Below are 25437 nucleotides of genomic sequence, written 5' to 3' on the forward strand. Positions count from 1 at the left end.
AATTCCCTGGAAACACCATGACTGTCCTGGTTCCCGCCCACAGCCCCGCCGCCACCGGCAAACCCGCCGGCCGCATCCGCCAGAAGAACGAAGAGATCATCCTCGCCGCCGCCGAGGAGGAGTTCGCCAAGCACGGTTTCAAAGGCACCAGCATGAACGCCATCGCGCTGCGCGCCGACCTGCCCAAGGCCAACCTGCACTACTACTTCAGCAACAAGCTGGGGCTCTACGTGGCGGTGCTGAGCAACATCCTCGAGCTGTGGGACAGCACCTTCAACACCCTCACCGCCGAGGACGACCCGGCCGAAGCGCTGGCCCGCTACATCCGCGCCAAGCTGGAGTTCTCCCGCCGCTACCCGCTGGCCTCGAAGATCTTCGCCATGGAAGTGATCAGCGGCGGCAGCTGCCTCGACAAGCATTTCAACCAGGACTACCGCGACTGGTTCCGCGGCCGCGCCGCCGTGTTCGAGGCCTGGGTGGCCGCCGGCAAGCTGGACCCGGTGGACCCGATGCACCTGATCTTCCTGCTCTGGGGCAGCACCCAGCACTACGCCGACTTCGGCTCGCAGATCTGCCGCGTCAGCGGCCGCAAGCGCCTGACCAAGGACGACTACGAAGTCGCCGCCCAGACCCTCACCCACATCATCCTCAAGGGCTGCGGCCTGACGCCGCCGGCCAGCGCCTGATGCCCTTCACCCTGGCCGGGCCCTGCGAGTACCGCGAGGAAATCCGCAAGAGCCGCTTCATCGCCCTGGCCGCGCCGGTCACCAGCGCGGCAGAGGCCCAGGCCTTCATCGCCACCCACAGCGACCCCGCCGCCAGCCACAACTGCTGGGCCTGGAAGGTGGGCACGCAGTACCGCTTCAGCGACGACGGCGAACCCGGTGGCACCGCCGGGCGGCCGATGCTCGCCGCCATCGAGGGCCAGGACATGGACCGCGTGGCGGTGCTGGTGATCCGCTGGTACGGCGGCATCCAGCTCGGCACCGGCGGCCTGGCGCGGGCCTACGGCGGCAGCGCCGCGAAGTGCCTGCAGGGCGGCGAGCGCACCGAGTTGCTGGCCCTGCAGCGCCTGCGCGGGCACGTGGCCTTCGCCGAGCTGGCCCCGTTCAAGGCGCGCCTGGCCGAGCACCAGGCACGGCTGGAAGACGAGGCCTACGACACCGAGGGCGCCTGGCTGGAGCTGGCCCTGCCGGCGGAACGCCAGGCAGCCCTGCAGCAGGTGCTGGCCGACCTCAGCCGGGGCCGCAGCCAGCTGCAACCGGTGGAGGAGGTGGCGCCGTGAGCGGCCGCCTGCGCATCCACTCCCCGGCCATCCTCTACTTCGACATGGTCCGGCGCTGCCACTCCATCCGCGAGGCGGCGCGCCGGCTCAACGTCGCCTCGTCGGCGGTGAACCGGCAGATCCTCAAGCTGGAGGACGAACTGGGCACGCCGCTGTTCGAACGCCTGCCCGGCGGCCTGCGCCTGACCCCGGCCGGCGAGACCCTGTCGCGCCACGTCACCGTGGTGCTGCAGGACCTGGAGCGGGTGCGCTCGGAACTGGACGCCATGCAGGGCCTGAGCACCGGCCACGTGGAGATCGCCACCGTCGAAGGCGTCACCCTCGACCTGCTGCCCCGCGTGCTCGACGCCATGCACACGCGCTATCCGCGCATCACCGTGGGCGTCACCACCCTCGGCTCCCAGGCCATCCCCGAGGCGGTGCTCAGCGGCGACGCCGACCTGGGCCTGGCCTTCGGCCTGCAACGCAGCGCCGAGCTGCAGCAGCTGTGCCTGGGGCACTTCCGCCTGGGGGCCATCGTCCCCGCCGGCCATCCCCTGGCCCAGCGCCAGGAGGTGGCCTTCGCCGCCTGCGCCGAGCACGGGCTGATCCTCGCCAAGCGCGAGCTGTCCCTGCACCACCAGATCGGCCCGCTGTTCCGCCGCCTGCGCCAGCCGGGCCTGCCGGTGCTGGAAAGCAGCTCCCTGGAGCTGGCCCGGCAGATGGTCAGGCGCGGCCTGGGCATCGCCTTCCAGACCCGCATCGGCCTGGAGGCCGACCTCGCCAGCGGCGAGCTGCTGCACCTGCCGCTGACCGACCAGGGCGGCCTGCACAGCGACCTCGGCCTGTACATGCGCGCCGGGCGTCACCTGCCGGTGGCGGTGGACGCCTTCGCCCGGCTGATGGCCGAGGAGATCGCCCGCCGCGAGGGCGAGGAACCCCCGCGGCTCTGAGTCGCACCTCGGTCGGCACCGCGTCGAACGGGTGCCGGCGCCGGCTTTCGGCGTCAGCCAATGCCCTCTGCCCACCCGCTCGATTTCTGCCCTTCACGCCAGCCTGCGCCCTTGAGCGCGCGGAACGCCCGCCGGGCTGGAGGCCGCGAAAATACTGACTTCCAGGTCAATTCAGCGCTGCCGTTCCGGCATCAGCCCGAGCGAAATACTGTTCTTTGGCGCACACCGGGCTTGTGCCGATACTGCGTCGCTCGGTGTCCGTACCGAACTGTCGATACCCCACTCCACAGGAGCCACAACAATGAAAAAAGCACTGCAGGGAGCGTCGTTGGCACTGGCCTTCGTCATGGCCGGGGAGGCCAGCGCACTGGAATGGATGAACAACAGCCTGGGCTTCCGCTATGGCCAGCAGTTCACCAACCCCAACAACCCGGACAAGTTCGCCAAGCGCATCTACAGCTTCACCCACGCCAGCGGCTACCAGTACGGCAGCAACTTCTTCAACCTCGACGTGTTCCTCTCCGACAACCGCGACCCGCGCAAGGGCACCGACGACGGCGGCAGCGAGGTCTACGCCACCTACCGCCACCAACTGTTCGCCTCGCGGGTGTTCGACCAGCCCCTGGGCACCGGCCTGATCAAGGACTACGCCTTCACTGCCGGCTTCGACGCCAGCCGCAACAACAACCGCGCCTCGGCCAAGAAGCGCGCCCTGGTGTTCGGCCCGACCCTCAAGTTCAACACCGTCGGCGTGCTCGACCTGAGCCTGCTCTACTACCGCGAGCGCAACCACAGCGGCATCCCCGGTGTGCGCCACGAGAACCTCACCTTCGACGGCACCTACAACCTCAACCTGACCTGGCTGCGGCCGTTCAAGGTGGGCGACCACGCGGCCAAGTTCCAGGGTTTCGTCAACCACATCGGGGAGAAGGGCGAGGACTACAACAACCGCGACACCGCCCCGGAAACCCTCATGCGCACCGCCCTGATGGTGGCCGCCCGCCCGGGCGACCGGGTGCAGCCCAACCTGTGGTTCGGCGTCGGCTACGAGTACTGGCACAACAAGTTCGGCGTGGACGGCGGACGTGGCAGCCGCACCTCCACCCCGACCCTCAACCTCGAACTCAGCTTCTGAGCCCTACCCGGCCCCGTGGCTCGGGCTTCAACCCGGGGCGCCTTCGCCGGCCATGCCCCGGGCTGAAGCCCGGGCTACGGGTGCCCTCCGCAACGCCGTGGCACGGGGTGTAGCCCGGACTTCAGTCCGGGGATTCCACACACCCGGCCCTGAGCTTCAACCTGAGAATCCTTCGCCAGCCCATCCCTGGGCTGAAGCCCAGGCTACGGGTACCGTCCGCAACGCCGTGGCATAGGCCGTAGCCCGGACTTCAGTCCGGGGATTCCGCACACCAGACCCTGCGCTTCAACCTTGGAATCCTTCGCCAGCCCATCCCTGGGCTGAAGCCCAGGCTACGGGTGCCTTCCTCACGCCGTGGCATAGGCCGTAGCCCGGACTTCAGTCCGGGGATTCCGCACACCAGGCCCTGAGCTTCAACCTGGGAGTCCTTCGCCAGCCAGTCCCTGGGCTGAAGCCCAGGCTACGGGTGCCGCCCTGTCACTTCCGGTGGTCCGGAACCGCCCACAAAAGCCGGGGACAAGCCTGTGGATAACCTTTGCAAAGGTGGCGCCGGGCTGCGTGCCGTGGTGCCTGCCGCGAGCTGATCAAATAACGACCACCCTGCCCTGCGCCCAAATGGCGCACGCAAGGGCTTGACAGGCATGGATTAATTTCGCTGGGAAATAAGGCACCGCGCCAGCATCCCGTCGAGGTGCCCCGTGCTCGCCCACAATAACCGTGGACAGACCTGTGGATAACCTTGGGAATAACCGCGCCAGCCCTGCTGCGCCAAGGCCTGCGCCGCCCTGATCGAAAAACCGCCACAACGGTGCGCCACCCCACCGTCCACGCCCCATTTGCGTGCAGCCTCCGCGCGGCCCTGGCACCCCGTCGTCTCGCTGTCCCAAGGCCCGCGCGCTTTCTGACCCGGTGGCCAGCTTTTTGCTTTGGCAGGGCCAGCTGATTGATCGAGTGAAGCCCCATGACCGCCTCCCCTCCCCGCCTGGAACTCCTGGGCATCACCAAGCGCTACCCCGGCTGCCTGGCCAACGACCGTGTCGACCTGGCCATCGCCCCCGGGGAGATCCATGCCCTGCTGGGCGAGAACGGTGCCGGCAAGAGCACGCTGATGAAGATCATCTACGGCGTGGTGCAGCCCGATGCCGGCGAGATCCGCTGGCAGGGCGAGACGCGGCGGGTGCGAGACCCGGCCCAGGCCCGCGCCCTGGGCATCGGCATGGTGTTCCAGCACTTCTCGCTGTTCGAGACCCTCACCGTGGCCGAGAACATCGCCCTGGCGCTGGGCCGCGAGGCGGGCACACCCAGGCAGCTGGAGGCGCGCATCCGCGAGGTGTCGCAGCGCTATGGCATGGCCCTGGAACCGGGGCGGCTGGTGCATGCGCTGTCCATCGGCGAGCGCCAGCGGGTGGAGATCGTCCGCTGCCTGATGCAGGACATCCGCCTGCTGATCCTCGACGAACCCACCTCGGTACTGACCCCGCAGGAGGCCGAGGAGCTGTTCGTCACCCTGCGCCGGCTGGCGGCCGAGGGCTGCAGCATCCTCTTCATCAGCCACAAGCTGGCCGAGGTGCGGGCGCTCTGCCACAGCGCCACGGTGCTGCGCGGCGGCCGTGTCTCCGGCCAGTGCATCCCGGCCGCGTGCAGCGACCTGGAGCTGGCGCGGCTGATGGTGGGCGATGCCGAGGGGCTGGTGGCGCAGTACCCCAAGGTCAGCGGCGGCGCGCCCTTCCTGCACCTGGAGGGCCTCGACTGGCACAACCCCGACCCGTTCGGCGTGTCGCTGAAAGCCATCGGCCTGGAGGTGCGCAGCGGCGAGATCGTCGGCATCGCCGGGGTGGCCGGCAACGGCCAGGATGAGCTGCTGGCGCTGCTCTCCGGTGAGGCCCGGCTGCCGCCGGCCAAGGCGGCGGCGGTGCGTTTCGCCGGGCAGGCGGTGGGCCAGTTGCCGCCGGATGCGCGGCGCGCCCGGGGCCTGGCCTTCGTGCCGGCCGAGCGCCTGGGGCACGGCGCGGTGCCGGAGCTGTCCCTGGCGGACAACGCGCTGCTCACCGCCTCGCGCCAGGGCCTGCTGCGCCACGGCCTGGTGCGCCGGGGCCGGGTGCTGGCCTTCGCCGAGGAGGTGATCCGCCGCTTCGCGGTGAAGACCCCGGACGCCCACACCGCCGCCCGCAGCCTCTCCGGCGGCAACCTGCAGAAGTTCATCCTCGGCCGCGAGATCCTCCAGCAACCCAGGCTGCTGGTGGCCGCGCACCCCACCTGGGGCGTGGACGTGGGCGCGGCGGCGGCCATCCACCGCGCGCTGATCGCGCTGCGGGATGCCGGCGCGGCGATCCTGGTGATTTCCGAGGACCTGGACGAGCTGTTCCAGATCAGCGACCGCATCGGTGCGCTGTGCAGCGGCGAGCTATCGGCGCTCAAGCCGGTGCCGGACACCACCGCCCAGGAGGTCGGCCGCTGGATGGCCGGCCGCTTCGATTCGCCCCAAGCCGCCTGACCCGGAGCCCCCATGCTGTTATCCCTCGTTCCCCGCACCCAGCCCTCGCGGGCGATGCTGGTGCTCTCCCCGGTGCTGGCCGGCCTGCTGACCCTGGCCTGCGGCTCGCTGCTGTTCCTGGCCCTGGGCAAGGACCCGCTGGAAACCCTGCACACCCTGCTGATCGCCCCGGTAAGCGACCTCTACGGCGTCTCCGAGCTGCTGGTGAAGGCGCTGCCCATCCTGCTCTGCGCCCTGGGCCTGGCCGTGGCCTACCAGGCGCGGGTGTGGAACATCGGCGCCGAGGGCCAGTTGCTGGTCGGTGCCCTGGCCGGCAGCGCGCTGGCGGTCCACGTCATCGACTGGGAGAGCCGCTGGGCGCTGGTGCTGGTGCTGGCCGCCGGCACCCTCGCCGGGGCCGCCTGGGGCGCGCTGGCGGCCTGGCTGCGCACGCGCTTCAACGCCAACGAGATCCTCACCACCATCATGCTCAACTACGTGGCGCTGAACCTGCTGCTGTATGCGGTGCACGGCCCACTGAAGGACCCGGGCGGCTTCAACTTCCCCGAGTCGGCCATGTTCGGCGACGCCACCCGCCTGCCGCCGGTGTTCGAGGACCTGCGCCTGCACATCGGCCTGTACTTCGCCCTGCTGGCGCTGGTGGCGGTGTGGGTGCTGCTGCACAGGAGCTTCCTCGGCTTCCAGATCAAGGTGCTCGGCCTGGACAAGCGCGCGGCCGGCTTCGTCGGCTTCCGCGAGCGGCGCCTGGTGTGGCTGGTGCTGCTGCTCAGCGGCGGCCTGGCAGGCCTGGCCGGGGTCGGCGAGGTCACCGGGCCCATCGGCCAGTTGGTGCCACAGGTGTCGCCGGGCTACGGCTACGCCGCCATCACCGTGGCCTTCCTCGGTCGCCTGAACCCGTTCGGCATCCTCGCCGCCGGCCTGCTGATGGCGCTGCTCTACCTGGGCGGCGAGAACGCGCAGATGGCGCTGAACCTGCCGCAGTCCATCACCCAGCTGTTCCAGGGAATGATGCTGTTCTTCCTGCTCGCCTGTGACGTGCTGATCCTCTACCGCCCGCGCCTGGCGGCCCGCTGGACGCTGCGCACGACGGCCCGCGCACGCGGGGCCCTGGCATGACCCTCTCCCCTCTTCCTGACGCGCGGCTCGCCGCCCAAGGCTTCTGACCCATGGATCTCGATCTGCTGACCAACATCCTCTTCGCCATGGTCCGCTGCGGCACGCCCCTACTGCTGGTGGCCCTGGGCGAGCTGGTGTGTGAAAAGAGCGGCGTGCTCAACCTCGGCCAGGAGGGAATGATGCTGTTCGGCGCGGTGGTGGGCTTCATCGCCGCCATCGGCACCGGCAGCCTCTGGCTCGGGGTGCTGGCGGCGATGGCCGCCGGGGTGCTGCTGTCGGCGCTGTTCGCCCTGGTGGCGCTGGGCTGCAACGCCAACCAGGTGGCCACCGGGCTGGCGCTGACCATCTTCGGCATCGGCCTGTCGTCCTTCGTCGGCGCGGCCTGGGTGGGCAAGCCGCTGGCAGGCTTCGAGCCGGTGGCGATCCCGCTGCTGGGTGCGCTGCCGGTGCTGGGCAAGGTGCTGTTCAGCCAGGACCTGATGGTCTACCTGTCCTTCGCGCTGTTCGCGCTGATCGCCTGGGCCCTGTTGAAGAGCCGCATCGGCCTGGTGCTGCAGGCGGTGGGCGAGAACCCCGACGCGGCCAGCGCCATGGGCCTGCCGGTGCTGCGGGTGCGCACCCTGGCGGTGCTGTTCGGCGGGGCGATGGCGGGCATGGCCGGGGCCTACCTGTCCCTGGCGTACACGCCGATGTGGGCGGAGAACATGACCGCCGGGCGCGGCTGGATCGCCCTGGCGCTGGTGGTGTTCGCCAGCTGGCGGGTGTTCCGCGTGCTGCTGGGCGCCTACCTGTTCGGCCTGGCCAGCATCCTGCACCTGGTGGCCCAGGGCGTGGGGCTCGCCATCCCGGCCAACCTGCTGGCGATGCTGCCCTACGTGGCGACCATCCTGGTGCTGGTGCTGCTCTCCCGCGATGCCGTGCGCACCCGCCTGTTCGCCCCGGTGTCCCTCGGCCAGCCCTGGAAGGGCGGGCACTGAGGGCGCGGTGATTCAGGCCCGCAGGTGCTCGGCCAGGCGCAGCAGCATGGCGTCGCAGGCTTCCAGCTGGGCGAGGGTGACGAACTCGTCGGGCTTGTGGCCCTGGTCCATGCTGCCGGGGCCGCAGACCACGGTGGGGATGCCGGCCTCGTGGAACAGCCCGCCTTCGGTGCCGAAGGCCACGGTGCCGAAGTCCCGCGAGCCGCTGATCAGCGCCACCAGTTCGGCCGCCTCGCTGGCGGCATCGGTGGCCAGGCCCGGGTAGCTGCCCAGGGGCTCGAAGCGGATGCCGGTGCCCGGCTGCACGGCCTGCATGCGCGGCACCAGCTCGGCCTGGGCGTAACGGTCCAGGCGCGTCGCCACCTGCTGGGCGTCGAAGCCCGGCAGGGCGCGCACCTCGAAGTCGAAGCGGCACTCGGCGGGGACGATGTTCAGCGCCCGGCCGCCCTCGATCAGCCCGGTCTGCACGGTGGAGTACGGCGGGTCGAAACGCGGGTCGTGGTGCTCGGGGCGGGCCAGCTCCTCGCCGATCTCGCCGAGGTGGCCGATCAGCCGCGCGGCGTATTCGATGGCATTGACCCCCTGTGGCGCGTAGGCGGAATGGCAGGCGGCGCCGTGCACCTGGCAGCGCATGGCCAGCTTGCCCTTGTGGCCGAGCACCGGGCGCAGTTCGGTGGGCTCGCCGATCAGGCACAGGCGCGGCCGGTTGGGCCGCTGGGCGAGGGCGTCGAGCAGGGAGCGCACGCCCAGGCAGCCCACTTCCTCGTCGTAGGAGAACGCCAGGTGCACCGGCAGGCGCAGCGGCTGGGCGAGGAAGGCCGGCACGGCGGCCAGTACCGAGGCGATGAAGCCCTTCATGTCGGCGGTGCCGCGCCCGTAGAGGCGGCCCTCGCTTTCGCTGAGGCGGAACGGGTCGCGGGTCCAGGCCTGGCCGTCCACCGGGACCACGTCGGTGTGCCCGGACAGCACCACCCCGCCCCGGTCGGTGGGGCCGAGGGTGGCGAAGAGGTTGGCCTTGGTGCCCTCGGCATTGAGGAACAGCTCGCTGGCCACGCCGTGGCCGGCGAGGTAGTCGCGGATGAAGCCGATCAGCGCCAGGTTGGAGTCGCGGCTGACGGTGGGGAAGGCCACCAGCCGCTCCAGCAGGTCGAGGCTGGTGGCGTCACTCATCCCCGGGCACTCCGTAGCTGGGCGCCGCCGTCGGGTCCAGGGCGCGGGTGATGTAGTCCTGCTGCTGCGGGGCATAGGCCTGCCAGAGCCCGGCGAGCACGCCGATGGGGTCGTGCTCGGCCCAGTCCACCCGCAGGTCGACGATGGGCCAGGTGAGGTCGCCCATCACCTTGAGCGCTGCCGAGTGCACCGGGCCGGCTTCGCCCCCGGCGGCCATGGCCGCCTGCATGGCGCTGAGCAGGCGCTCGGCCAGTTGCCCTTCGGAGGTTTCGAAGGCGCGCACCATGGCGTCGATCACCGCCTGGTCGGACAGCAGGTTGCCGGCGGCCACGCACTGCTCGCCGGCCACGGCGTTGTGCACGCCGAGTGCTTCGCTGCCGCTGAACAGCGCGGTGCGGCCCTGGCCGTCGATGACCGTCACCTGGCGGTACTGGCTCCAGCCGTTGGCGCCCAGGGCCCGGTCGAGGGCGGCCTGGGGCGTGAGGTGCTGGCTGTCCAGCAGGTCGAGGATCTGCGGCCCCAGGGCCGGCAGGGTGACGTTCTGCGTGGCCACCGCCCCCACCCCGGCACGCACCCAGGGGCAGCGCGCGCCGACGGCGATGCTGGAGGAACTGATGGCGATGCCCAGCTGCCCGGTTTCCGCGCAACGGCCGACGATGGAAAAGGTCATGGGAGCTCCTTAGCGGGTGGCCTGCCAGTCATCGGGGATCACGGCGATCACGTCGATCTCCATCAGCCACTGGGGCTGGCCGAGGGCCGAGACCACCAGGCCGGTGGAGATGGGGAACACGCCCTTGAGCCACTTGCCCACCTCCTGGTAGACCGGCTCGCGGTAGCGCGGGTCGATCAGGTAGGTGGTGGTCTTGACGATGTGGGAGAGGTCGCTGCCGGCCTCTTCGAGCAGTTGCTTGACGTTCTTCATGGCCTGCTCGGCCTGGGCCCGGGGGTCGCCCAGGCCCACCAGGTTGCCGTCGAAATCGGTGCCCACCTGGCCGCGCACGTAGACGGTGTTGCCGGCGCGGACGGCCTGGCAGAGGTCGTTGTCCAGGGTCTGGTTGGGGTAGGTGTCGCGGGTGTTGAACATGCGGATGCGGGTATGGGTCGGCATGGCGGTGTCCTTGGCGTCGGGTTCGGGGCTCAGCCCTGACGGCGCTGGGCGGCGTCGTGGTAGGCGAGGTACTTGCGCTGGGTGGCGATCTGGTCGGCCACGTGCTTGGCGTCGTGCCAGACGCCCCAGATGAACGAGGAGCCCCGGCGCGACAGCCACGGCAGGCCGAGGAAGTAGACCCCCGGTTCGCTGGACACGCCGCGCTGGTGGCGGGGCTTGCCCTGGGCGTCGAAGGCGTCCACCTGCAGCCAGCTGTAGTCGGTGGCGAAGCCGGTGGCCCAGATGATGGCGCCGATGCCGGCGGCGGCCAGGTCCAGTTCGAGGATCGGCTCGCGCACACAGGCCGGGTCGGGGCGCATGCGGCGGGCTTCGGGCTCGGCGGGCAGGTCCAGGCCGTTGCGCTCGATGTAGGCATCGGCGGCGTCCAGCAGGGACAGGTAGTTCTCGTCGCCCCGGGCGAGGTTGTCGGCCAGGTCGTTGGCGAAGCGGACGCTGCCGCCGTCGAAGGCCTGGGTCAGCCCCACCAGGGTGATGCCCTGCTCGGCGAGGGCGCGGAAGTCCACGGTGTGGCCGCCCCGGGCGCCGCTGACGGCGATGGTGACGTGCTCGCGGCCGGGCTTCATGGCCTGCTGGTCCCACTCGCCGAGCACACCCAGCCACCAGCAGAAATCGCGGCCGCGGTAGCTGCGCGGCGGGCGGTCGTGGGCACCGACGGAGAGGTAGACCTGCTTGCCGGCGCGTTGTAGTTCATCGGCGATCTGCACGCCGGAGGAGCCGGCACCCACCACCAGCACGGCGCCTGCGGGCAGTTGGCCGGGGTTGCGGTAGTCGGCGGAGTGCAGCTGCACCAGGGTCTCGCTGCGCGGGGCGATGGCGGGGATCACCGGGCGCTGGAAGGGGCCGGTGGCGGCCACGACATGACGGGCCTGGATCACGCCGTCGGAGGTCTCCACGCGGAACCCCGGCTGGCCGACGTTGCGCACCACGCGGGTGACTTCGACGCCGGTGCGCACCGGCACTTCGAAACGCTGCACGTAGGCTTCGAAGTAGTCCGCCACCTGCTCCTTGGAGGCGAAGGCGTCGGGGGACATGCCCTCGAATTCCATGCCGGGGAAGCGGTCGTGCCAGACCGGGCCGTTGGCCACCAGGGAGTCCCAGCGCTGGGAGCGCCAGCGCTCGGCGATGCGGTCGCGCTCCAGCACCAGGTGGGGCACGCCGAGCCGGGTCAGGTGCTCGCTCATGGCGATGCCGGCCTGGCCCGCGCCGACGATCAGGGTATCGATTTCAGTCTGTCCAACGGTCATGGTCGGTGTCCTTCTGCTGGGCGGTTTTCGGCTCTTGGAATTGCAGGCCGCTCAGGGCCGGCGGAGAACGACGGACAAGGCGCAGAGGGATGAACCGGGCAGACGGGCACGAGGCCGTTGGAGGCTGGAATCACGCACGCTGCACCCCGGCTCGACCGTCTGTGCGGTCTGGCTTTCGTTCGGGTCGGGCAGATGGTGCGCCAGCTTCCAGGCCAGGAAAATTATTAAAAATATGCTCGCTGCCCATGAAAAAACTCGGCAACGGCGCGGGGTTGGGAGCGGCGGCGCGGGGCGTGCTTGATGCGGTTCGCGTAGCTCACCGCATCCTACGGGGGCACGGAGCGGCCGTGGGATGGGCTGTGCTGTGCGAAGCCCATCGGGGTGGGGGGCGGCGTGGGGCGATGCGGTTCGCCGAGCTCACCGCATCCTACGGGGGCACGGAGCGCCGTAGGATGGGCTGAGCTGTGCGAAGCCCATCGGGGCGGGGGCGGCGTGGGGCGATGCGGTTCGCCGAGCTCACCGCATCCTACGGGTGGCACGGAGCGGTCGTGGGATGGGCTGAGCTGTGCGAAGCCCATCGGGGCGGGGCACGGAGCGGGCAGGTCAACCTTCGTCGTCGACGGGGCGGCGCAGGGTGAAGGCGCCGCGCAGTTCGCCTTCGCGGAAGCCGGTGGCCTGGTCGTCGGGGTAGCGCTCGCGGATCAGGCGGGCCAGCTGCGGCTCGACCTGGGTGCCGTGGCAAGCGAGGCACGGCGCCCCGGTGGCGATGGGCTTCATCACCCGCACTTCGCCGTCGACCACCTCGGCGCGCTGCATGCCGGCCAGGGGTTCGCCGGCCTGGGCGCGGCGGGCGAAGTCCTCCAGCACCTCGCGCTCCCAGGTATCCGTGGCGTTGGCCGGGTTGCGCACCTTGAGGGCGGTGCGGCCGACGCGCCAGCCGTCCTGCCCGTGGGCCTCGGAGATACCGGGGGCGAGGGTCTGGCAGGCCGCCACGGCCTGGGCCGGGCCGCCCTGGCGCATGGCGCCCTGGACGGTCTCCAGCAGGTGCTTCTGGAAGGCCGGGATCAGTGCGGCGCCTTCGGCGACGCGGGCGTCGAGGCTCTCGGCCTGGGCGCTGACGCACAGCCCCAGGCAGGCGGCGAGCAGGGGGTAACGCATGACGAACTCCTTGGCCGCGTCGCAACGGCGATCCTTCGCGGCGGTGGTGAAAGGACGCAACCGCTCAGCGGCGCGTGCAGGTGTTGATGCCCAGCAGCGGGTAGGCCGGGCAGAAACGGAACAGCCCGGTGAGCAGCGGGACGATGCCGATATACCCCCAGGCGCCGATCACGCCGAACACCGCGAGGGCGATCAGCAGCAGGCCGACGATGAGGCGCAGGGTGCGGTCGAGGGTTCCAACGTTGGCAGTCATGGCGGGTCTCCTTCAGTGGCCGCGCGGGCGATCCAGCACGGTGAACAGCGCCATGCCGGCAAGCATGGCGGCAACGAACAGCAGCACCTGCCAGTGGCCGGTCAGCAGCAGCGCCACCGCCGGGCCGGGGCAGATGCCGGCGATGCCCCAGCCGATGCCGAACAGCAGGCTGCCGCCGATCAGCCGGCGGTCGAGGTCGCGGCGCTCGGGCAGGCGCATGGGCTCGCCCAGCAGCGAGCGGTCGTGGCGCCGGGCCCAGGCCATGGGCAGCAGGGCGGCGCCGATGGCGCCGGCCATCACCAGGGCCAGGGACGGGTCCCAGGCGCCGGCCAGGTCGAGGAAGCCGAGGACCTTGGCCGGGTCGGCCATGCCGGCCAGCAGCAGGCCGAGGCCGAACACCAGGCCGGCGAGGAATGCGCTCAGTCGGTTCATGTCAGGCTCCGAGCAGATGGCGGATGACGAAGACGCTGGCAAAGCCGCTGGCCATGAAGCAGGCCACCGCCACCAGGGAGCGCGGTGACAGCCGCGACAGGCCGCAGACGCCGTGGCCGCTGGTGCAGCCGGCGCCATAGCGGGTGCCCAGCCCCACCAGCAGGCCGGCCGCCACCAGGCCGAGGGCGCCGGTGTGGAATTGCGGTTGCGGCCAGTGGCCCAGCAGCCCCCAGAGCAGCGGGGCGAGCAGCAGGCCAAGGAGGAACAGGGCCTTCTCGCCCCGCCCTTCGCTGCCCGGTTGCAGCAGCGCGCCCAGCAGGCCGCTGATGCCGGCGATGCGCCCGTTGAAGGCGGCGAAGGCGCCCGCCGCCAGGCCGATCAGCACGCCACCGGCCAAGGCGGAGCCGGGGGTGAAGGCCATCCAGTTGATGTGCATGGGGTCTCCTCGTTGAGCATCGGGCGCAGCGTTTTCGCTCGCCAATATACCCATAGGGGTATTTAGCTACAGCGCAAACGTGCCGGCAAGCGGCCATTTCGCCGCAGCGGATGAACGGTCGAGGAGAAAGGCGGAGCCCCGGAGGGCTCCCGAGGCAGGTTCAGCCGCGCTTGACGGCCTGAAGGGTGTAGCTGAGGGGCAGGCGGTCGGGGGCTTCGCTGAGGCGCCATTCGCCGCCGCTGACGCGGTGCATACGCCCGGGCAGGGCCTCCCAGGGCAGGCTGCGGTGTTCTTCCAGCCCGGTGAGGGTCATGCCGTTCTCCAGCAGCGCGGTGATGATCTCGCCGAGGCCGTGGTTCCACTCGTGGGTGCGGGTGGCGGTGAGGGGGCGGTCGGTCTCGACGTAGCTGCTGGCGTCGTCCCAGACCATCGGCTCGGGGCGTTCGAAGTAGGGGTATTCGATCACCAGGCCGTCCAGGCGTGCTTCGTTCACGGCACCGAGCATGGGATGCCCGTCGCGGATGAACAGCCAGCCGCCGGGCTTGAGCAGGGCCGCAACGGTACGCGCCCAGTCGCGGATGCTGGGCAGCCAGCAGAGGGCGCCGATGCCGGTGTAGACGAAGTCGAAGCTGGCGCGCGGCAGGGCCTGGTCGGCGGCACAGACCTCGGCCTCGACGAACTCCAGCGGGGCGTCGCAGCGCCGCGCCAGTTCGCGGGCCTGCTCGAGGGACGCGGGGGAGAAGTCGAGGCCGGTCATGCGGGCGCCGAGGCGCGCCAGGGAAAGGGTATCGGTGCCGATGTGGCACTGCAGGTGCACGCCGCGCAGGCCGACGATGTCGCCGAGGCGCGGCTGGTCGAAGCGCACCACGTCGGAGAGGTGGCCGGGGTCTCTGACGAAGCGCTCCACCTGGTAGTCCGCCGAGGCGGCGTGCAGGGGGGCGCGGTCATCCCAGTTGGCGCGATTGAGGTCCAGGTATCCGTTCATGGGGTCTTCCTGTCGTCCGTGAAGGCCGTCGATGCTGCGCCTCGGGGGCGCCTCCGTCCAGATACCGGCGACGGTGGGTACTGTCGGATTAAGCCGCCGACCGATGGCGTGCGCGCTGTAAGGCTAGAAGTGCGAGGCCGAGTAGGCGTCCCAGGGCAGCAGCACGGTGTCCACGGTGGCGTCCACCGGCATGGAGACGACGGTGGCCACCGGGCAGACCACGCTGAGCCAGCAGAACAGCGAGGCATAGCCGCCGTAGCCGGGGTACAGGTCGAAGCTGAGCAGCATGACGTCGGCCTTCACGCCCTTGTAGTAGTCGTGGCCGATCAGCCCGCTCGGGGTATGGTCGTCGGCGCGGCCGAGCAAGGTGCCGCAGCCGCTCAGGGCCAGGCAGGTGAGTGCGGTGATGAGGGTTCGCATGGTCCGTCACGCCAGGGGTGGATGGGGGTGCAGCCTACCCCATCGGCGTCTCCGCGGTCCGTGAACGGCTGCGACATCTCGACACGCCAGGCGTGCCGGCGATCATCCCGACCTCGGCTGCAGCCCTCGCCAACCTTGACATGCGCGAGAACTGGCTAAGCTTGCGCTGCGACACCCAGCCGCATTACCCACACCTTGTGCAGGGAGATGGCCAGGATCAAGAATAGGGACCATTCATACCCCAAGGGGTATCTGGCATGCACACACGTCGTACGCTCACGTCCTCGCGCACCCTGGTCAGGGAAATCACCTGCATCCTGCTGATCAAGCTCCTGCTGCTCTGGGGCATCAAGACGCTCTGGTTCGACGCCCCCACGGTCCCCCGTGACGGCGCATCACGCACCGCCGCCCGCCTGCTCGATGCGCCCACGCCCCCTTCCGCATCCCCCCAACCATCCACTGAGGAGAGCCCGAGATGATCACGGAAGCAGTCGTCGATCTATCGCGCCTGCAGTTCGCCCTGACTGCGATGTACCACTTCCTGTTCGTGCCCCTGACGCTCGGCCTGTCGTTCCTGCTGGCGATCATGGAGTCGGTGTACGTGATGACCGGCAAGCAGGTGTACAAGGACATGACGCAGTTCTGGGGCAAGCTGTTCGGCATCAACTTCGCCCTCGGCGTCACCACCGGGCTGACCATGGAGTTCCAGTTCGGCACCAACTGGGCCTACTACAGCCACTACGTGGGGGACATCTTCGGCGCGCCGCTGGCCATCGAGGGCCTGATGGCGTTCTTCCTCGAATCCACCTTCATCGGCCTGTTCTTCTTCGGCTGGGACCGCCTCACCCGCGTGCAGCACCTGACCGTGACCTGGCTGGTGGCGCTGGGCTCGAACCTCTCGGCGCTGTGGATCCTGATCGCCAACGGCTGGATGCAGAACCCGGTGGGTGCGGAGTTCAACTTCGAGACCATGCGCATGGAGCTGACCGACTTCGGCGCCCTGCTGTTCAACCCGGTGGCCCAGGTCAAGTTCGTCCACACCGTGGCGGCCGGCTACGTGACCGGCGCGATCTTCGTGCTGGCCATCTCCAGCTGGTACCTGCTGAAGAAGCGTGACCAGGGCTTCGCCCGCCGCTCCTTCGCCATCGCCTCGGCCTTCGGCCTGGCGTCGATCCTCTCGGTGATCGTGCTGGGCGACGAGTCCGGCTACGAGATCGGCGACGTGCAGAAGACCAAGCTGGCGGCCATCGAGGCCGAGTGGGACACCCACCCGGCACCGGCGGGCTTCACCCTGTTCGGCATCCCCGACCAGGCGGCCATGCGTACCGACTACGCCATCAAGATCCCCTACGTACTGGGCCTGATCGCCACCCGCTCGCTGGACAAGGAGGTCACCGGCATCAAGGACCTGCTGGTGCAGCACGAGGCACGCATCCGCAATGGCATGAAGGCCTACGCGCTGCTGGAGCAACTGCGCGGCGGTGACCGCAGCGAGGCCACCCTGGCGGCCTTCAACGCGGTGAAGCTGGACCTGGGCTACGGCCTGCTGCTGAAGAAGTACACCGACAAGGTGGTGGACGCGACCGACGAGCAGGTGCGCCAGGCCAGCCTGGACACCATCCCCGACGTGCTTTCGCTGTTCTTCAGCTTCCGCATCATGGTGGCCGCCGGCTTCCTCATGCTGGCGCTGTTCGCCTGTGCCTTCTGGGCCTCAGCGCGCAAGAACGAGGAGCGTAAGCCCTGGCTGCTGAAGTGGGCGCTGTGGAGCCTGCCGCTGCCGTGGCTCGCCGCGCAGACCGGCTGGTACGTGGCCGAGCATGGCCGCCAGCCCTGGTCCATCGGCGAGGTGCTGCCGACGCACCTGTCCACCTCGAGCCTGAGCACCGGCGATGTGTGGGGTTCGCTGACCGCGCTGATCGCCTTCTACAGCCTGCTGCTGGTGGTGGAGATGTACCTGATGATCCGCTTCGCGCGGCTCGGGCCCTCCAGCCTGCACACCGGGCGCTACCACTTCGAGCAACAACCGGCCGCTGCCTGAGGAGACCGCCATGCTGGATTACGAAAGCCTCAAGCTGATCTGGTGGGTCCTGGTGGGCGTGCTGCTGATCGGCTTCGCCCTGACCGACGGCTTCGACCTGGGGGCGGCGGCGCTGCTGCCGATCGTCGGCCGCACCGACAGTGAACGCCGGGTGGTGATCAACACCATCGCGCCGCACTGGGACGGCAACCAGGTCTGGCTGATCACCGCCGGCGGCGCGCTGTTCGCCGCCTGGCCGCTGGTCTACGCCGCCGCCTTCTCGGGCTTCTACTGGGCGATGCTGCTGGTGCTCTTCGCCCTGTTCGTGCGCCCGGTGGGCTTCGACTACCGCAGCAAGCTGGCCAACACCCGCTGGCGGCAGACCTGGGACTGGGGGCTGTTCGCCGGGGCGCTGGTGCCCTCGCTGGTGTTCGGCGTGGCCTTCGGCAACCTGCTGCTGGGCGTGCCCTTCCAGTTCGACGGGGACCTGCGGGTGAGCTACCACGGCAGCTTCTGGCAACTGCTCAACCCCTTCGGCCTGGTGGCCGGGGTGACCAGCCTGTCGATGCTGATGCTGCACGGCGCTACCTGGCTGATGATGCGCACCGAGGGCGATGTCGCCCTGCGCAGCCGGCGCGCGGCGCAGGTGACGGCGCTGGTGTACCTGGCGGCCTTCCTCGCTGCGGGGGCCTGGCTGTGGCTGGGCGGCATCAACGGGCAGGTGATCGCCGCACCGCTGGAGACCGGCAAGGCGCTGAGCCCGCTGGCCAAGCAAGTGGCCGCCGGCAACCCCGGCTGGCTGGGCAACTACGCGGCCTACACGTGGACCATGCTGGCGCCGGTGCTCGGCGTACTCGGCGCGCTGCTGGCTCTGGCCGGTGCCTCGGCGCGGCGCGGCGGGCTGGCCTTCCTCGGGTCGAGCCTGGCCATCGTCGGCACCCTGTGCACCGCCGGCTTCGCGCTGTTCCCCTTCGTCATGCCGTCCTCGCTGGACCCGATGTCGAGCCTGACGGTGTGGGACGCGGTGTCCAGCCACAAGACCCTGGGGATCATGTTCGTGGTGGCCTGCCTCTTCGTGCCGCTGATCCTGATCTACACCCTCTGGGGCTACGCGAAGATGTGGGGCCGGGTGACCACCGCGCACATCGACGAAAACACCCATCGCCTCTACTGAAGGAGCCCGACCATGTGGTACTTCGCCTGGATACTCGGTGTGCTGCTGGCCTGCAGCTTCGGGATCATCAACGCGCTGTGGCTGGAAACCACGCAGAACCTGGATGAGGACGCCAGTGACTGAGCCCCGCGCCCTGAGCGCCGCCCCGCTGGGGCGAGCGCTCTCGCTGCTGCTGGCGGCGCCGCTGGCGCTGCTGTTGCTGATCCACCCCGGTGCCTTCGTCGACGACGCGGGCGCCTACTCCCACGGCCTGCTGATGCTGACCATGCTCGGCATCAGCGGCGGCTTCGTCCACGGCGTGGGCTTCGTCCCGCGCGCCCTGCCCTGGCGCCTGCTGTTCAGCCCCTGGTGCGCCTGGCCGCTGCTGGTGCTGGGCTACGCGCTGCTGGCCCGGGCACAAGGTTTCTGAACGCCCCCTCGCGCAAGGCGGGGGGTATCGGCAGTTGTGAAGTTGTCGACTTGGTCAACTTCAAATTGCACTTCGCCCATGTTCGAAAGTGTTATCAACGCCACGCCAGTGCATTCACCAGACGGTTAAGCTGCGCAACTCTCGCGCATACCCATCAGAACTTCAGTGATCCATTGCCCGGTATATCCGGGTGATCGACACGCGGCACGCCGAACAAGAAGCCTTGCAGCCATTCGACATTTACCGCGCAGGCAAGTTGATGGTCGGCCGGGGTTTCGATGCCTTCGAGTACCACCACCGGGGATATATCCCGGCAGGTTTCGACGACCTGTTCCAGACGCCTGAGTGCCGAGCCCCCCTCCCGTGCTTCCACCAGGTAGCTGCGGTCGATCTTGATGATGCCGGGGCGCGCCTCGGCGACGAAATCCAGGGTGAAGCAGCCGGCGCCGAGGTCGTCCACCGCCACCTTGCAACCCAGGTGGGAGAAGCGCTGGAAGAACGCCAGGGCATCGGCGTGGCTGCCGAAGCGGGCGCTCTCGGTGATCTCGATGACCAGCCGACCGGCCAGTTCCGGACGGTCCTCGAACAGGCCGCCTAGAGCCTCCCAGCCGGGGTCGAGGGCGGCGCTCAGGGCGGAGATGTTGCAGCCGAGGGTGAGGGCTGGGTTGCGGTCCAGCAGGCGCACGACGTTGGACACCACCGAGGCGTCCAGCAGGCGGATGCGCCCCAGGCGCTCCAGCAGGGCGATGGGGTTGCAGGGAAACGGTTCGGCCAGGCTGCGCAGCAGGCCTTCGTAATAGAGAACACGATGGGGGTGCCGGGAATGAACCACCGGTTGAAAGGCCAGGCCCAACTTCCCGTCGTTCAATGCATCGTAGAACTCACAGGCAAGATCACTGGATTGGGACATGCGCGCACACAAGGACGACCTCGATGAATGTTTTAAATCCACAAAGAACCGGCATGCGCGGGAACATGCACGCACATAAAACTTTGTGAAGTTTTTCACGGAAATTATCCTATTGCGAAGAAATGCGCGGTAAGTGTCCGGGGACACCTTTTCCTTGTCCTGAAGTACAAGGCGACCCCACTTCCAAGAACTCAATGACCCGGCCTGGATAGATTCATGTACGCGATTACCGCCGCCTGTTCGAAGGTCCTGTGGAAGGCCCTGGTCAAGTCAGGAGTCGACCCGGACAGCCTGGCGATCCCCGCGCAGGAGATCGAAGCCGCGCTGGCCAGTGGCGCGCCGATCCGGACGGCAGTGATCTACGGCCTGTTCGACGAGGCCCTGCGGCAGACCGGCAACCCGGACCTGGGCCTGCTGGCCTACCACTACGCCCATCCCTCGGTGTGGAGCCCGTTCACCTACAGCATCATGTCCGCCCCGACCCTGGGCAACGCGCTGGAACGGGTGGTGGAGTACCACCCGCTGATCAGCAGCGGCTCGCAGCTGTTCCTCGACCGGGACAGCGCCGGCAACCTGGTGCTGCACGGGCGCGAACTGGGCCAGCTGAGCGCCCCCCGGGCCTTCCTCGATGCCGGCGCGGCGCTGGTGCTGGCGTTGATCCACTGGCTGGAGCCCTATCACCGGCCGATGCCGATCCGCGTGGAGTTCACCTACCCCGAGCCGGAGAACACCGCCCGCCTGGCGCGCCTGTTCGGCCCGGACCTGGTGTTCTCCGCGCGCACCAATGCCCTGGTGTTCTGCCCGTCCATCGCCGAGCTGCCGCTGCCCACCGCCGACGAGGCGCTGGACGCCCTGCACGCCGAGCGCGCCCAGCACATGGCCCACGAGATCCTCAACGGTTCGGTGGCGGCCCGGGTGCGCCGCCTGCTGATGGAGCTGATCGCCGCCCAGGCCCGCCCCACACTGCCGGACATCGCCGAGCGCCTGGGCCTCAGCCCGCGCAGCCTGCAGAACGCGCTGGACCGCGAGGACACCCACTTCAAGGCCATCGCCGACGATTGCCGCCTGCGCCTGGCCCACGACTACCTGAGGCGCTCCACGCGGAGCATCAAGTACATCGCCACCACCCTCGGCTTCAACGACCAGAGCAGTTTCCACAAGGCCTGCCTGCGCTGGTTCGGCATGTCGCCCAATCGCTATCGCGCCGACCTGGGTTGAATACCCGAAGGTTTCAGCGCGCCGCCGCATATGTCAAAAAAATATAAATATATAACTGAGTGGCAGCTATGCTCAGCACCATAAAATACCCCAAGGGGTATTTAAGGAGAGCTGAACCATGAATGCCCACGTTGAACCCTTCTTCGACCCCGCCACCTTCACCTACAGCTACGTGGTGAGCGACCCGGCCTCCCGGCGCTGCGCCGTGGTGGACTCGGTGCTCGACTACGACCCCGCCGCCGGGCGCACCCGCACCGCCAGCGCCGACCGCCTGATCGCCTACGTGCGCGAACAGGGGTTGACCCTGGAGTGGATCCTGGAGACCCATGTCCACGCCGACCACCTCTCCGCCGCGCCCTACATCCAGCGCCAGCTGGGCGGCAGGCTGGCCATCGGCGAGCACATCACCGTGGTGCAGCGGACCTTCGGCACGCTGTTCAACGCCGAGAGCGGCTTCGCCACCGACGGCAGCCAGTTCGACCACCTGCTCAAGGACGGCGACCGCTTCAGCGTCGGCGGCATCCAGGCCCAGGCGCTGCACACCCCCGGCCACACCCCGGCCTGCATGACCTACCTGATCGGCGACGCCGCGTTCGTCGGCGACACCCTGTTCATGCCCGACTACGGCACCGCCCGCTGCGACTTCCCCGGCGGCGACGCGCGCACCCTGTACCGCTCCATCCGCCGGCTGTTCGCCCTGCCGGACGCCACCCGCCTGTTCATGTGCCACGACTACAAGGCCCCGGGGCGCGAGCACTTCCTCTACCAGACCAGCGTGGGCGAGGAACGTGCCCACAACGTGCACGTGCACGAAGGCATCAGCGAAGACGAGTTCGTCGCCATGCGCCAGGCCCGCGACGCTACCCTCGGCATGCCCGCCCTGATCCTGCCCTCGGTGCAGGTGAACATGCGCGCCGGGCAGTTGCCGCCGGCCGAGGCCAACGGCACCCGCTACCTGAAGATTCCCCTGAACGCACTCTGAGAGGCCGACCATGGACAGCATCAAGCGCCTCACCCCCTTCATCGCCGTCTCCACCCAGCTGCAGCCGGCGGACATGGGCACCCTGGCCGCCGCGGGCTACCGCTGCGTGATCAACAACCGCCCGGACAACGAGGGCGAGCAGCAGCCCAGCTCCGCCGAGATGCAGGCCGCCGCCCAGGCCAACGGCCTGGACTACCACCACCTGCCGGTGGTGTCCGGGCAGATCCGCGATGCCGACGTCGAGGCCTTCAACGCCCTCCTCGCCCAGGTGCGTGGCCCGGTGCTGGCCTACTGCCGGACCGGCACCCGTTCCTGCAGCCTGTGGGCCCTGAGCGAAGCTCATCACCTTGATCCGTTGGCCCTGCTGGCCACCGCCCGCGAGGCCGGCTACGACCTCAGCGGCCTGGCCCCGCGCCTGGAACAGCGCTGGCAGGACGCACCGCGTGCCGAGCCCAGCCACGCCAGCCCCGGCCAGCGCTACGACGTGGTGGTGGTGGGCGGCGGTGCCGCCGGCTGCGCGGTGACCGCCAGCCTGCTCAAGCGCCAGCCCGGCTTGCGCATCGCCGTGGTGGAGCCCCGTGACCAGCACCACTACCAGCCCGGCTGGACCCTGGTGGGCGCCGGCGTGTTCGACCGCGCCCGCACCGAACGCCCCATGGCCCAGTGCATCCCACCCCAGGCGCAGTGGGTGCACGCCGCCGTGGCCGCCTTCGAGCCGGAGCAGCAGTGCGTGGTGCTGGAAGACGGTACCCGCCTGGCCTACCGAGCCCTGGTGGTGTGCCCTGGGCTGAGCCTGGACTGGGGCGCCATCGACGGCCTGGAGGAAACCCTCGGCCGCAACGGCGTCACCTCCAACTACCGCTTCGAGCTGGCGCCCTACACCTGGCGCCTGGTGCAGGAACTGCGCGAAGGGCGCGCCCTGTTCACCCAGCCGCCGATGCCGATCAAATGCGCCGGCGCACCGCAGAAGGCGCTCTACCTGTCCTGCGACTGGTGGCAGCGTGAGGGCCGGCTGGGCGCCATCCAGCCCGAGTTCTGCAGCGCCGGTGCCGCGCTGTTCGGCGTGGCCGACTTCGTCCCGACGCTGATGGGCTACATCGAGCGCTACGGCGTGAACCTGCAGCTGACCACGCAACTGGTGAAGGTGGACGGCCCGGCGCGGCGCGCCTGGTTCCGCCAGACCGACAAGGACGGCCAGGTCCATGAGCTGGAGAAGACCTTCGACCTGCTCCATGTGGTGCCGCCGCAGAAGGCCCCGCGCTTCATCCGCGACAGCGCCCTGGCCAACGCCGAGGGCTGGGTCGAGGCCGACCACGAGACCCTGCGCCACCCGCGCTTCGGCAACATCTTCAGCCTGGGTGACGTCTGCGCCGCGCCCAATGCCAAGACCGCCGCCGCCGTGCGCAAGCAGGCCCCGGTGGTGGCGGAGAACCTCCTGGCGGTGCTGGCCGGCCGTGGGCCACGGGCGCTCTACGACGGCTACGGCGCCTGCCCGCTCACCGTGGAGCGCGGCAAGGTGGTGCTGGCCGAGTTCGGCTACGGCGGCAAGCTGCTGCCCACCTTCCCCCTCGACCCACGGGTGCCGCGCCGCCTGGCCTGGGACCTGAAGGTGCGGGCCATGCCCGGCATCTACTTCGACATGATGCTGCGGGGCCGCGAGTGGCTGGCCGAGCCCAGGCACCTGCCCCATGAACCCCTGGCGGTGGAGGCCCCGGCCGCCTGCGACTTCGAGCGGGAACAGAAGTGAGCCTCAAGCACTGGCTGCCCTGCACCGACTGGCTGCGTGGCTACGACCGCGCCGCCGCCGGCCAGGACGCCCTCGCCGCGGTGATCGTGACCCTGATGCTGGTGCCCCAGAGCCTGGCCTACGCCATGCTCGCCGGGCTGCCCCCCATCGCCGGGCTCTACGCCAGCATCCTGCCGTTGCTGGCCTATGCGCTGTTCGGCTCCAGCCGCACCCTGGCGGTGGGGCCGGTGGCGGTGGTGTCGCTGATGACCGCCAGCACCCTGCAGCCGCTGTTCCCCGCCGGCAGTGCCGAATACGCCAGCGCGGCCCTGCTGCTGGCGCTGCTCAGCGGCCTGCTGCTGGCGGGCATGGCGGTGCTGCGCCTGGGGTTTCTCGCCAACTTCCTCAGCCACCCGGTGATCTCCGGCTTCATCAGCGCCTCCGGGCTGCTGATCGCCTGCGGCCAGCTCAAGCACCTCCTCGGTGTGCACGCCGGCGGCGACACCCTGCCGGAGCTGCTGCCCTCGCTGCTCCAGCACCTGCCCTCGCTGAACCCCACCACGCTGCTGATCGGCGGGCTCAGCCTACTGTGGCTGTGGTGGGCGCGCAGCCGGGCCAAGGCCACCCTGCTCCGCCTCGGCCTGCCCGCCGGCCTGGCCAGCGCCCTGGCACGGGCGGCGCCGGCCCTGGCCATCGTGGTGGCGATCCTCGCCGTCAGCCTGCTGGGCCTCGGTGCCCACGGGGTGAAGGTGGTGGGGGACATTCCCTCGGGGTTGCCCGGCTTCACCCTGCCCAGCCTGGACCCGGCGCTGGCGGCCAAGCTGCTGCCTTCCGCCCTGCTGATCAGCCTGGTGGGCTTCGTCGAATCGGTGTCGGTGGCGCAGACCCTGGCCGCCACCCGGCGCCAGCGCATCGGCCCGGACAACGAGCTGCTCGGCCTCGGTGCGGCCAACGTGGCGGCGGCCTTCAGCGGCGGCTTCCCGGTCACCGGCGGCTTCGCCCGCTCGGTGGTGAACCACGACGCCGGCGCGCAGACGCCCCTGGCCGGGGTGATGACCGCCAGCGGCATCGCCCTCGGCACCCTGCTGCTGACGCCGCTGCTGCACGAACTGCCCCAGGCGGTGCTGGCCGCCACCATCATCGTCGCGGTGCTCAGCCTGGTGGACCTGGGCTCGCTGCTGCGCACCTGGCGCTATGCCTGGCAGGACGGTGCTGCGCAGCTGGCCACCATGGCCGGCGTGCTGCTGATGGGGGTGGAGAGCGGCATCCTGCTGGGTGTGGGCCTGTCGCTGCTGCTGTTCCTCTGGCGCACCAGCCGGCCGCACATGGCGGTGGTGGGCCAGGTGCCGGGCAGCGAACACTTCCGCAACGTCGAGCGCCATGCGGTCAACGAGAGCCCGACGGTGCTGTCCCTGCGGGTGGACGAGAGCCTGTACTTCCCCAACGCCCGCTACCTGGAGGAGCGCATCGTCGAGCTGATCGCCCAACGGCCCCAGGTGCGCCACCTGGTGCTGATGTGCTCGGGGGTGAACCTGATCGACGCCAGTGCGCTGGATTCCCTGGAGGCCATCGTCGAGCGCCTGCGGGCCAGCGACGTGCAGTTGCACCTGTCCGAGGTGAAGGGCCCGGTGATGGACCAGCTCGGTCGCAGCACCTTCCTGCGCACCTTCGGCGGGCAGGTGTTCCTCAGCCAGTACCAGGCGCTGAAAGCCCTGGCGCCGGACAGCCTGCAGGAGCCGGCGCCGCACCACCCGTGCGTGGCGCACCTGCCCCGGCGCTCGCCCTGACAGCCGCTC

General features: G+C 69.7%; 27 protein-coding genes. 16 read left to right on the forward strand and 11 right to left on the reverse strand.

The features are described 5' to 3' along the window. Positions 1–17 precede the first annotated feature (17 nt). The 7 genes from PotMrB4_RS24740 to PotMrB4_RS24770 all read left to right on the forward strand — a co-directional run bounded on the left by PotMrB4_RS24740 (position 18) and on the right by PotMrB4_RS24770 (position 7939). Positions 18–686 carry a TetR/AcrR family transcriptional regulator gene (locus PotMrB4_RS24740; protein ID WP_044412842.1) on the forward strand — a complete coding sequence of 223 codons (669 nt, stop codon included), beginning with the start codon at positions 18–20 and terminating at the stop codon, positions 684–686. Beyond that, on the forward strand, positions 686–1285 hold the full coding sequence (locus tag PotMrB4_RS24745; RefSeq protein WP_172434730.1) for an IMPACT family protein: 600 nt from the start codon (positions 686–688) through the stop codon (positions 1283–1285). The genes PotMrB4_RS24740 and PotMrB4_RS24745 overlap by 1 nt, the downstream gene beginning before the upstream one ends. Further along, positions 1282–2217: a LysR family transcriptional regulator gene (locus PotMrB4_RS24750; protein WP_142014138.1), complete on the forward strand. Its 936-nt coding sequence runs from the start codon at positions 1282–1284 to the stop codon at positions 2215–2217. Before PotMrB4_RS24745 ends, PotMrB4_RS24750 begins: the two co-directional genes overlap by 4 nt. Before the next feature lie 301 nt (positions 2218–2518). Continuing rightward, the gene (locus tag PotMrB4_RS24755) at positions 2519–3352 is read left to right on the forward strand and encodes a nucleoside-binding protein (RefSeq protein ID WP_142014135.1); all 834 of its coding nucleotides are present in this window, start codon (positions 2519–2521) and stop codon (positions 3350–3352) included. A 961-nt stretch (positions 3353–4313) separates the two neighbouring features. After that, complete coding sequence (locus PotMrB4_RS24760) at positions 4314–5846, forward strand: ABC transporter ATP-binding protein (RefSeq protein ID WP_044412854.1); 1533 nt, start codon at positions 4314–4316, stop codon at positions 5844–5846. A gap of 12 nt (positions 5847–5858) precedes the next feature. Further along, positions 5859–6962 carry an ABC transporter permease gene (locus PotMrB4_RS24765; RefSeq protein WP_044412857.1) on the forward strand — a complete coding sequence of 368 codons (1104 nt, stop codon included), beginning with the start codon at positions 5859–5861 and terminating at the stop codon, positions 6960–6962. A gap of 50 nt (positions 6963–7012) precedes the next feature. Next, entirely contained in the window at positions 7013–7939 is a 927-nt protein-coding gene (locus PotMrB4_RS24770) for an ABC transporter permease (RefSeq protein ID WP_044412860.1), read from the forward strand. A gap of 12 nt (positions 7940–7951) precedes the next feature. Here PotMrB4_RS24770 and argE read toward each other — a convergent pair whose 3' ends face one another. From argE to PotMrB4_RS24820, 10 genes are all read right to left on the reverse strand, one after another. Then, entirely contained in the window at positions 7952–9109 is a 1158-nt protein-coding gene (gene argE / locus PotMrB4_RS24775) for an acetylornithine deacetylase (protein ID WP_044412863.1), read from the reverse strand. Further along, positions 9102–9779, reverse strand: a complete 678-nt coding sequence (locus PotMrB4_RS24780) for a DUF1028 domain-containing protein (protein ID WP_172434731.1) — start codon at positions 9777–9779, stop codon at positions 9102–9104. The genes argE and PotMrB4_RS24780 overlap by 8 nt, the downstream gene beginning before the upstream one ends. A gap of 9 nt (positions 9780–9788) precedes the next feature. Then, positions 9789–10217 carry a RidA family protein gene (locus PotMrB4_RS24785; RefSeq protein ID WP_044412869.1) on the reverse strand — a complete coding sequence of 143 codons (429 nt, stop codon included), beginning with the start codon at positions 10215–10217 and terminating at the stop codon, positions 9789–9791. A 29-nt stretch (positions 10218–10246) separates the two neighbouring features. Then, positions 10247–11521, reverse strand: coding sequence for a flavin-containing monooxygenase (locus PotMrB4_RS24790; protein WP_142014127.1), 1275 nt, complete (start codon positions 11519–11521; stop codon positions 10247–10249). A 603-nt stretch (positions 11522–12124) separates the two neighbouring features. Then, positions 12125–12679, reverse strand: a complete 555-nt coding sequence (locus tag PotMrB4_RS24795) for a Tll0287-like domain-containing protein (protein WP_172434732.1) — start codon at positions 12677–12679, stop codon at positions 12125–12127. 64 nt (positions 12680–12743) lie between these two features. Then, positions 12744–12932: a YgaP family membrane protein gene (locus tag PotMrB4_RS24800; RefSeq protein WP_074974007.1), complete on the reverse strand. Its 189-nt coding sequence runs from the start codon at positions 12930–12932 to the stop codon at positions 12744–12746. A gap of 12 nt (positions 12933–12944) precedes the next feature. Beyond that, on the reverse strand, positions 12945–13364 hold the full coding sequence (locus PotMrB4_RS24805; protein WP_172434733.1) for a YeeE/YedE family protein: 420 nt from the start codon (positions 13362–13364) through the stop codon (positions 12945–12947). A gap of 1 nt (position 13365) precedes the next feature. Then, positions 13366–13800 (reverse strand): YeeE/YedE family protein, encoded by a 435-nt coding sequence (locus tag PotMrB4_RS24810; RefSeq protein ID WP_172434734.1) that lies wholly within the window; start codon positions 13798–13800, stop codon positions 13366–13368. A gap of 160 nt (positions 13801–13960) precedes the next feature. Next, complete coding sequence (locus tag PotMrB4_RS24815; protein ID WP_172434735.1) at positions 13961–14785, reverse strand: class I SAM-dependent methyltransferase; 825 nt, start codon at positions 14783–14785, stop codon at positions 13961–13963. A gap of 123 nt (positions 14786–14908) precedes the next feature. Further along, the gene (locus PotMrB4_RS24820) at positions 14909–15205 is read right to left on the reverse strand and encodes a YceK/YidQ family lipoprotein (protein ID WP_044412885.1); all 297 of its coding nucleotides are present in this window, start codon (positions 15203–15205) and stop codon (positions 14909–14911) included. Positions 15206–15462: 257 nt separating this feature from the next. On the opposite strand from PotMrB4_RS24820, the gene cydP reads away from it, so the two are divergent. From cydP to PotMrB4_RS24845, 5 genes are read left to right on the forward strand one after another with little or no spacing between them, the layout of a single operon-like run. Further along, positions 15463–15684 (forward strand): cytochrome oxidase putative small subunit CydP, encoded by a 222-nt coding sequence (gene cydP / locus PotMrB4_RS24825; protein WP_172434736.1) that lies wholly within the window; start codon positions 15463–15465, stop codon positions 15682–15684. Beyond that, positions 15681–17243, forward strand: a complete 1563-nt coding sequence (locus PotMrB4_RS24830) for a cytochrome ubiquinol oxidase subunit I (protein WP_172434737.1) — start codon at positions 15681–15683, stop codon at positions 17241–17243. Before cydP ends, PotMrB4_RS24830 begins: the two co-directional genes overlap by 4 nt. Positions 17244–17253: 10 nt before the next feature. Further along, entirely contained in the window at positions 17254–18396 is a 1143-nt protein-coding gene (gene cydB / locus PotMrB4_RS24835) for a cytochrome d ubiquinol oxidase subunit II (protein ID WP_172434738.1), read from the forward strand. A gap of 12 nt (positions 18397–18408) precedes the next feature. Beyond that, positions 18409–18519 (forward strand): cytochrome bd-I oxidase subunit CydX, encoded by a 111-nt coding sequence (gene cydX, locus PotMrB4_RS24840; RefSeq protein ID WP_044412898.1) that lies wholly within the window; start codon positions 18409–18411, stop codon positions 18517–18519. After that, positions 18500–18805, forward strand: a complete 306-nt coding sequence (locus PotMrB4_RS24845) for a cyd operon YbgE family protein (protein WP_044412901.1) — start codon at positions 18500–18502, stop codon at positions 18803–18805. The genes cydX and PotMrB4_RS24845 overlap by 20 nt, the downstream gene beginning before the upstream one ends. Positions 18806–18959: 154 nt before the next feature. Here the strand turns inward: PotMrB4_RS24845 and PotMrB4_RS24850 are convergent, their stop codons facing one another. Next, on the reverse strand, positions 18960–19658 hold the full coding sequence (locus tag PotMrB4_RS24850; protein ID WP_232060766.1) for an EAL domain-containing protein: 699 nt from the start codon (positions 19656–19658) through the stop codon (positions 18960–18962). Positions 19659–19931: 273 nt separating this feature from the next. On the opposite strand from PotMrB4_RS24850, the gene PotMrB4_RS24855 reads away from it, so the two are divergent. The 4 genes from PotMrB4_RS24855 (at position 19932) to PotMrB4_RS24870 (ending at position 25428) form a co-directional block, all read left to right on the forward strand. Continuing rightward, positions 19932–20933 (forward strand): AraC family transcriptional regulator, encoded by a 1002-nt coding sequence (locus PotMrB4_RS24855; protein ID WP_044412906.1) that lies wholly within the window; start codon positions 19932–19934, stop codon positions 20931–20933. A 118-nt stretch (positions 20934–21051) separates the two neighbouring features. After that, positions 21052–21915: an MBL fold metallo-hydrolase gene (locus tag PotMrB4_RS24860; RefSeq protein WP_172434740.1), complete on the forward strand. Its 864-nt coding sequence runs from the start codon at positions 21052–21054 to the stop codon at positions 21913–21915. Between the two features lie 10 nt (positions 21916–21925). Continuing rightward, positions 21926–23662 (forward strand): bifunctional protein tyrosine phosphatase family protein/NAD(P)/FAD-dependent oxidoreductase, encoded by a 1737-nt coding sequence (locus PotMrB4_RS24865; protein ID WP_172434741.1) that lies wholly within the window; start codon positions 21926–21928, stop codon positions 23660–23662. Next, complete coding sequence (locus tag PotMrB4_RS24870) at positions 23659–25428, forward strand: SulP family inorganic anion transporter (protein ID WP_172434742.1); 1770 nt, start codon at positions 23659–23661, stop codon at positions 25426–25428. Before PotMrB4_RS24865 ends, PotMrB4_RS24870 begins: the two co-directional genes overlap by 4 nt. Positions 25429–25437: the final 9 nt, after the last annotated feature.

Source organism: Metapseudomonas otitidis, assembly GCF_011397855.1.
Classification (GTDB): domain Bacteria; phylum Pseudomonadota; class Gammaproteobacteria; order Pseudomonadales; family Pseudomonadaceae; genus Metapseudomonas; species Metapseudomonas otitidis.

Coding starts and splice junctions, on each gene's coding strand:
- PotMrB4_RS24740 (WP_044412842.1), top strand. CDS start 18: ATGACTGTCCTGGTTCCCGCCCACAGCCCCGCCGCCACCGGCAAACCC.
- PotMrB4_RS24745 (WP_172434730.1), top strand. CDS start 686: ATGCCCTTCACCCTGGCCGGGCCCTGCGAGTACCGCGAGGAAATCCGC.
- PotMrB4_RS24755 (WP_142014135.1), top strand. CDS start 2,519: ATGAAAAAAGCACTGCAGGGAGCGTCGTTGGCACTGGCCTTCGTCATG.
- PotMrB4_RS24760 (WP_044412854.1), top strand. CDS start 4,314: ATGACCGCCTCCCCTCCCCGCCTGGAACTCCTGGGCATCACCAAGCGC.
- PotMrB4_RS24765 (WP_044412857.1), top strand. CDS start 5,859: ATGCTGTTATCCCTCGTTCCCCGCACCCAGCCCTCGCGGGCGATGCTG.
- PotMrB4_RS24770 (WP_044412860.1), top strand. CDS start 7,013: ATGGATCTCGATCTGCTGACCAACATCCTCTTCGCCATGGTCCGCTGC.
- argE (WP_044412863.1), bottom strand. CDS start 9,109: ATGAGTGACGCCACCAGCCTCGACCTGCTGGAGCGGCTGGTGGCCTTC.
- PotMrB4_RS24780 (WP_172434731.1), bottom strand. CDS start 9,779: ATGACCTTTTCCATCGTCGGCCGTTGCGCGGAAACCGGGCAGCTGGGC.
- PotMrB4_RS24785 (WP_044412869.1), bottom strand. CDS start 10,217: ATGCCGACCCATACCCGCATCCGCATGTTCAACACCCGCGACACCTAC.
- PotMrB4_RS24790 (WP_142014127.1), bottom strand. CDS start 11,521: ATGACCGTTGGACAGACTGAAATCGATACCCTGATCGTCGGCGCGGGC.
- PotMrB4_RS24795 (WP_172434732.1), bottom strand. CDS start 12,679: ATGCGTTACCCCCTGCTCGCCGCCTGCCTGGGGCTGTGCGTCAGCGCC.
- PotMrB4_RS24800 (WP_074974007.1), bottom strand. CDS start 12,932: ATGACTGCCAACGTTGGAACCCTCGACCGCACCCTGCGCCTCATCGTC.
- PotMrB4_RS24805 (WP_172434733.1), bottom strand. CDS start 13,364: ATGAACCGACTGAGCGCATTCCTCGCCGGCCTGGTGTTCGGCCTCGGC.
- PotMrB4_RS24810 (WP_172434734.1), bottom strand. CDS start 13,800: ATGCACATCAACTGGATGGCCTTCACCCCCGGCTCCGCCTTGGCCGGT.
- PotMrB4_RS24815 (WP_172434735.1), bottom strand. CDS start 14,785: ATGAACGGATACCTGGACCTCAATCGCGCCAACTGGGATGACCGCGCC.
- PotMrB4_RS24820 (WP_044412885.1), bottom strand. CDS start 15,205: ATGCGAACCCTCATCACCGCACTCACCTGCCTGGCCCTGAGCGGCTGC.
- cydP (WP_172434736.1), top strand. CDS start 15,463: ATGCACACACGTCGTACGCTCACGTCCTCGCGCACCCTGGTCAGGGAA.
- PotMrB4_RS24830 (WP_172434737.1), top strand. CDS start 15,681: ATGATCACGGAAGCAGTCGTCGATCTATCGCGCCTGCAGTTCGCCCTG.
- cydB (WP_172434738.1), top strand. CDS start 17,254: ATGCTGGATTACGAAAGCCTCAAGCTGATCTGGTGGGTCCTGGTGGGC.
- cydX (WP_044412898.1), top strand. CDS start 18,409: ATGTGGTACTTCGCCTGGATACTCGGTGTGCTGCTGGCCTGCAGCTTC.
- PotMrB4_RS24845 (WP_044412901.1), top strand. CDS start 18,500: ATGAGGACGCCAGTGACTGAGCCCCGCGCCCTGAGCGCCGCCCCGCTG.
- PotMrB4_RS24855 (WP_044412906.1), top strand. CDS start 19,932: ATGTACGCGATTACCGCCGCCTGTTCGAAGGTCCTGTGGAAGGCCCTG.
- PotMrB4_RS24860 (WP_172434740.1), top strand. CDS start 21,052: ATGAATGCCCACGTTGAACCCTTCTTCGACCCCGCCACCTTCACCTAC.
- PotMrB4_RS24865 (WP_172434741.1), top strand. CDS start 21,926: ATGGACAGCATCAAGCGCCTCACCCCCTTCATCGCCGTCTCCACCCAG.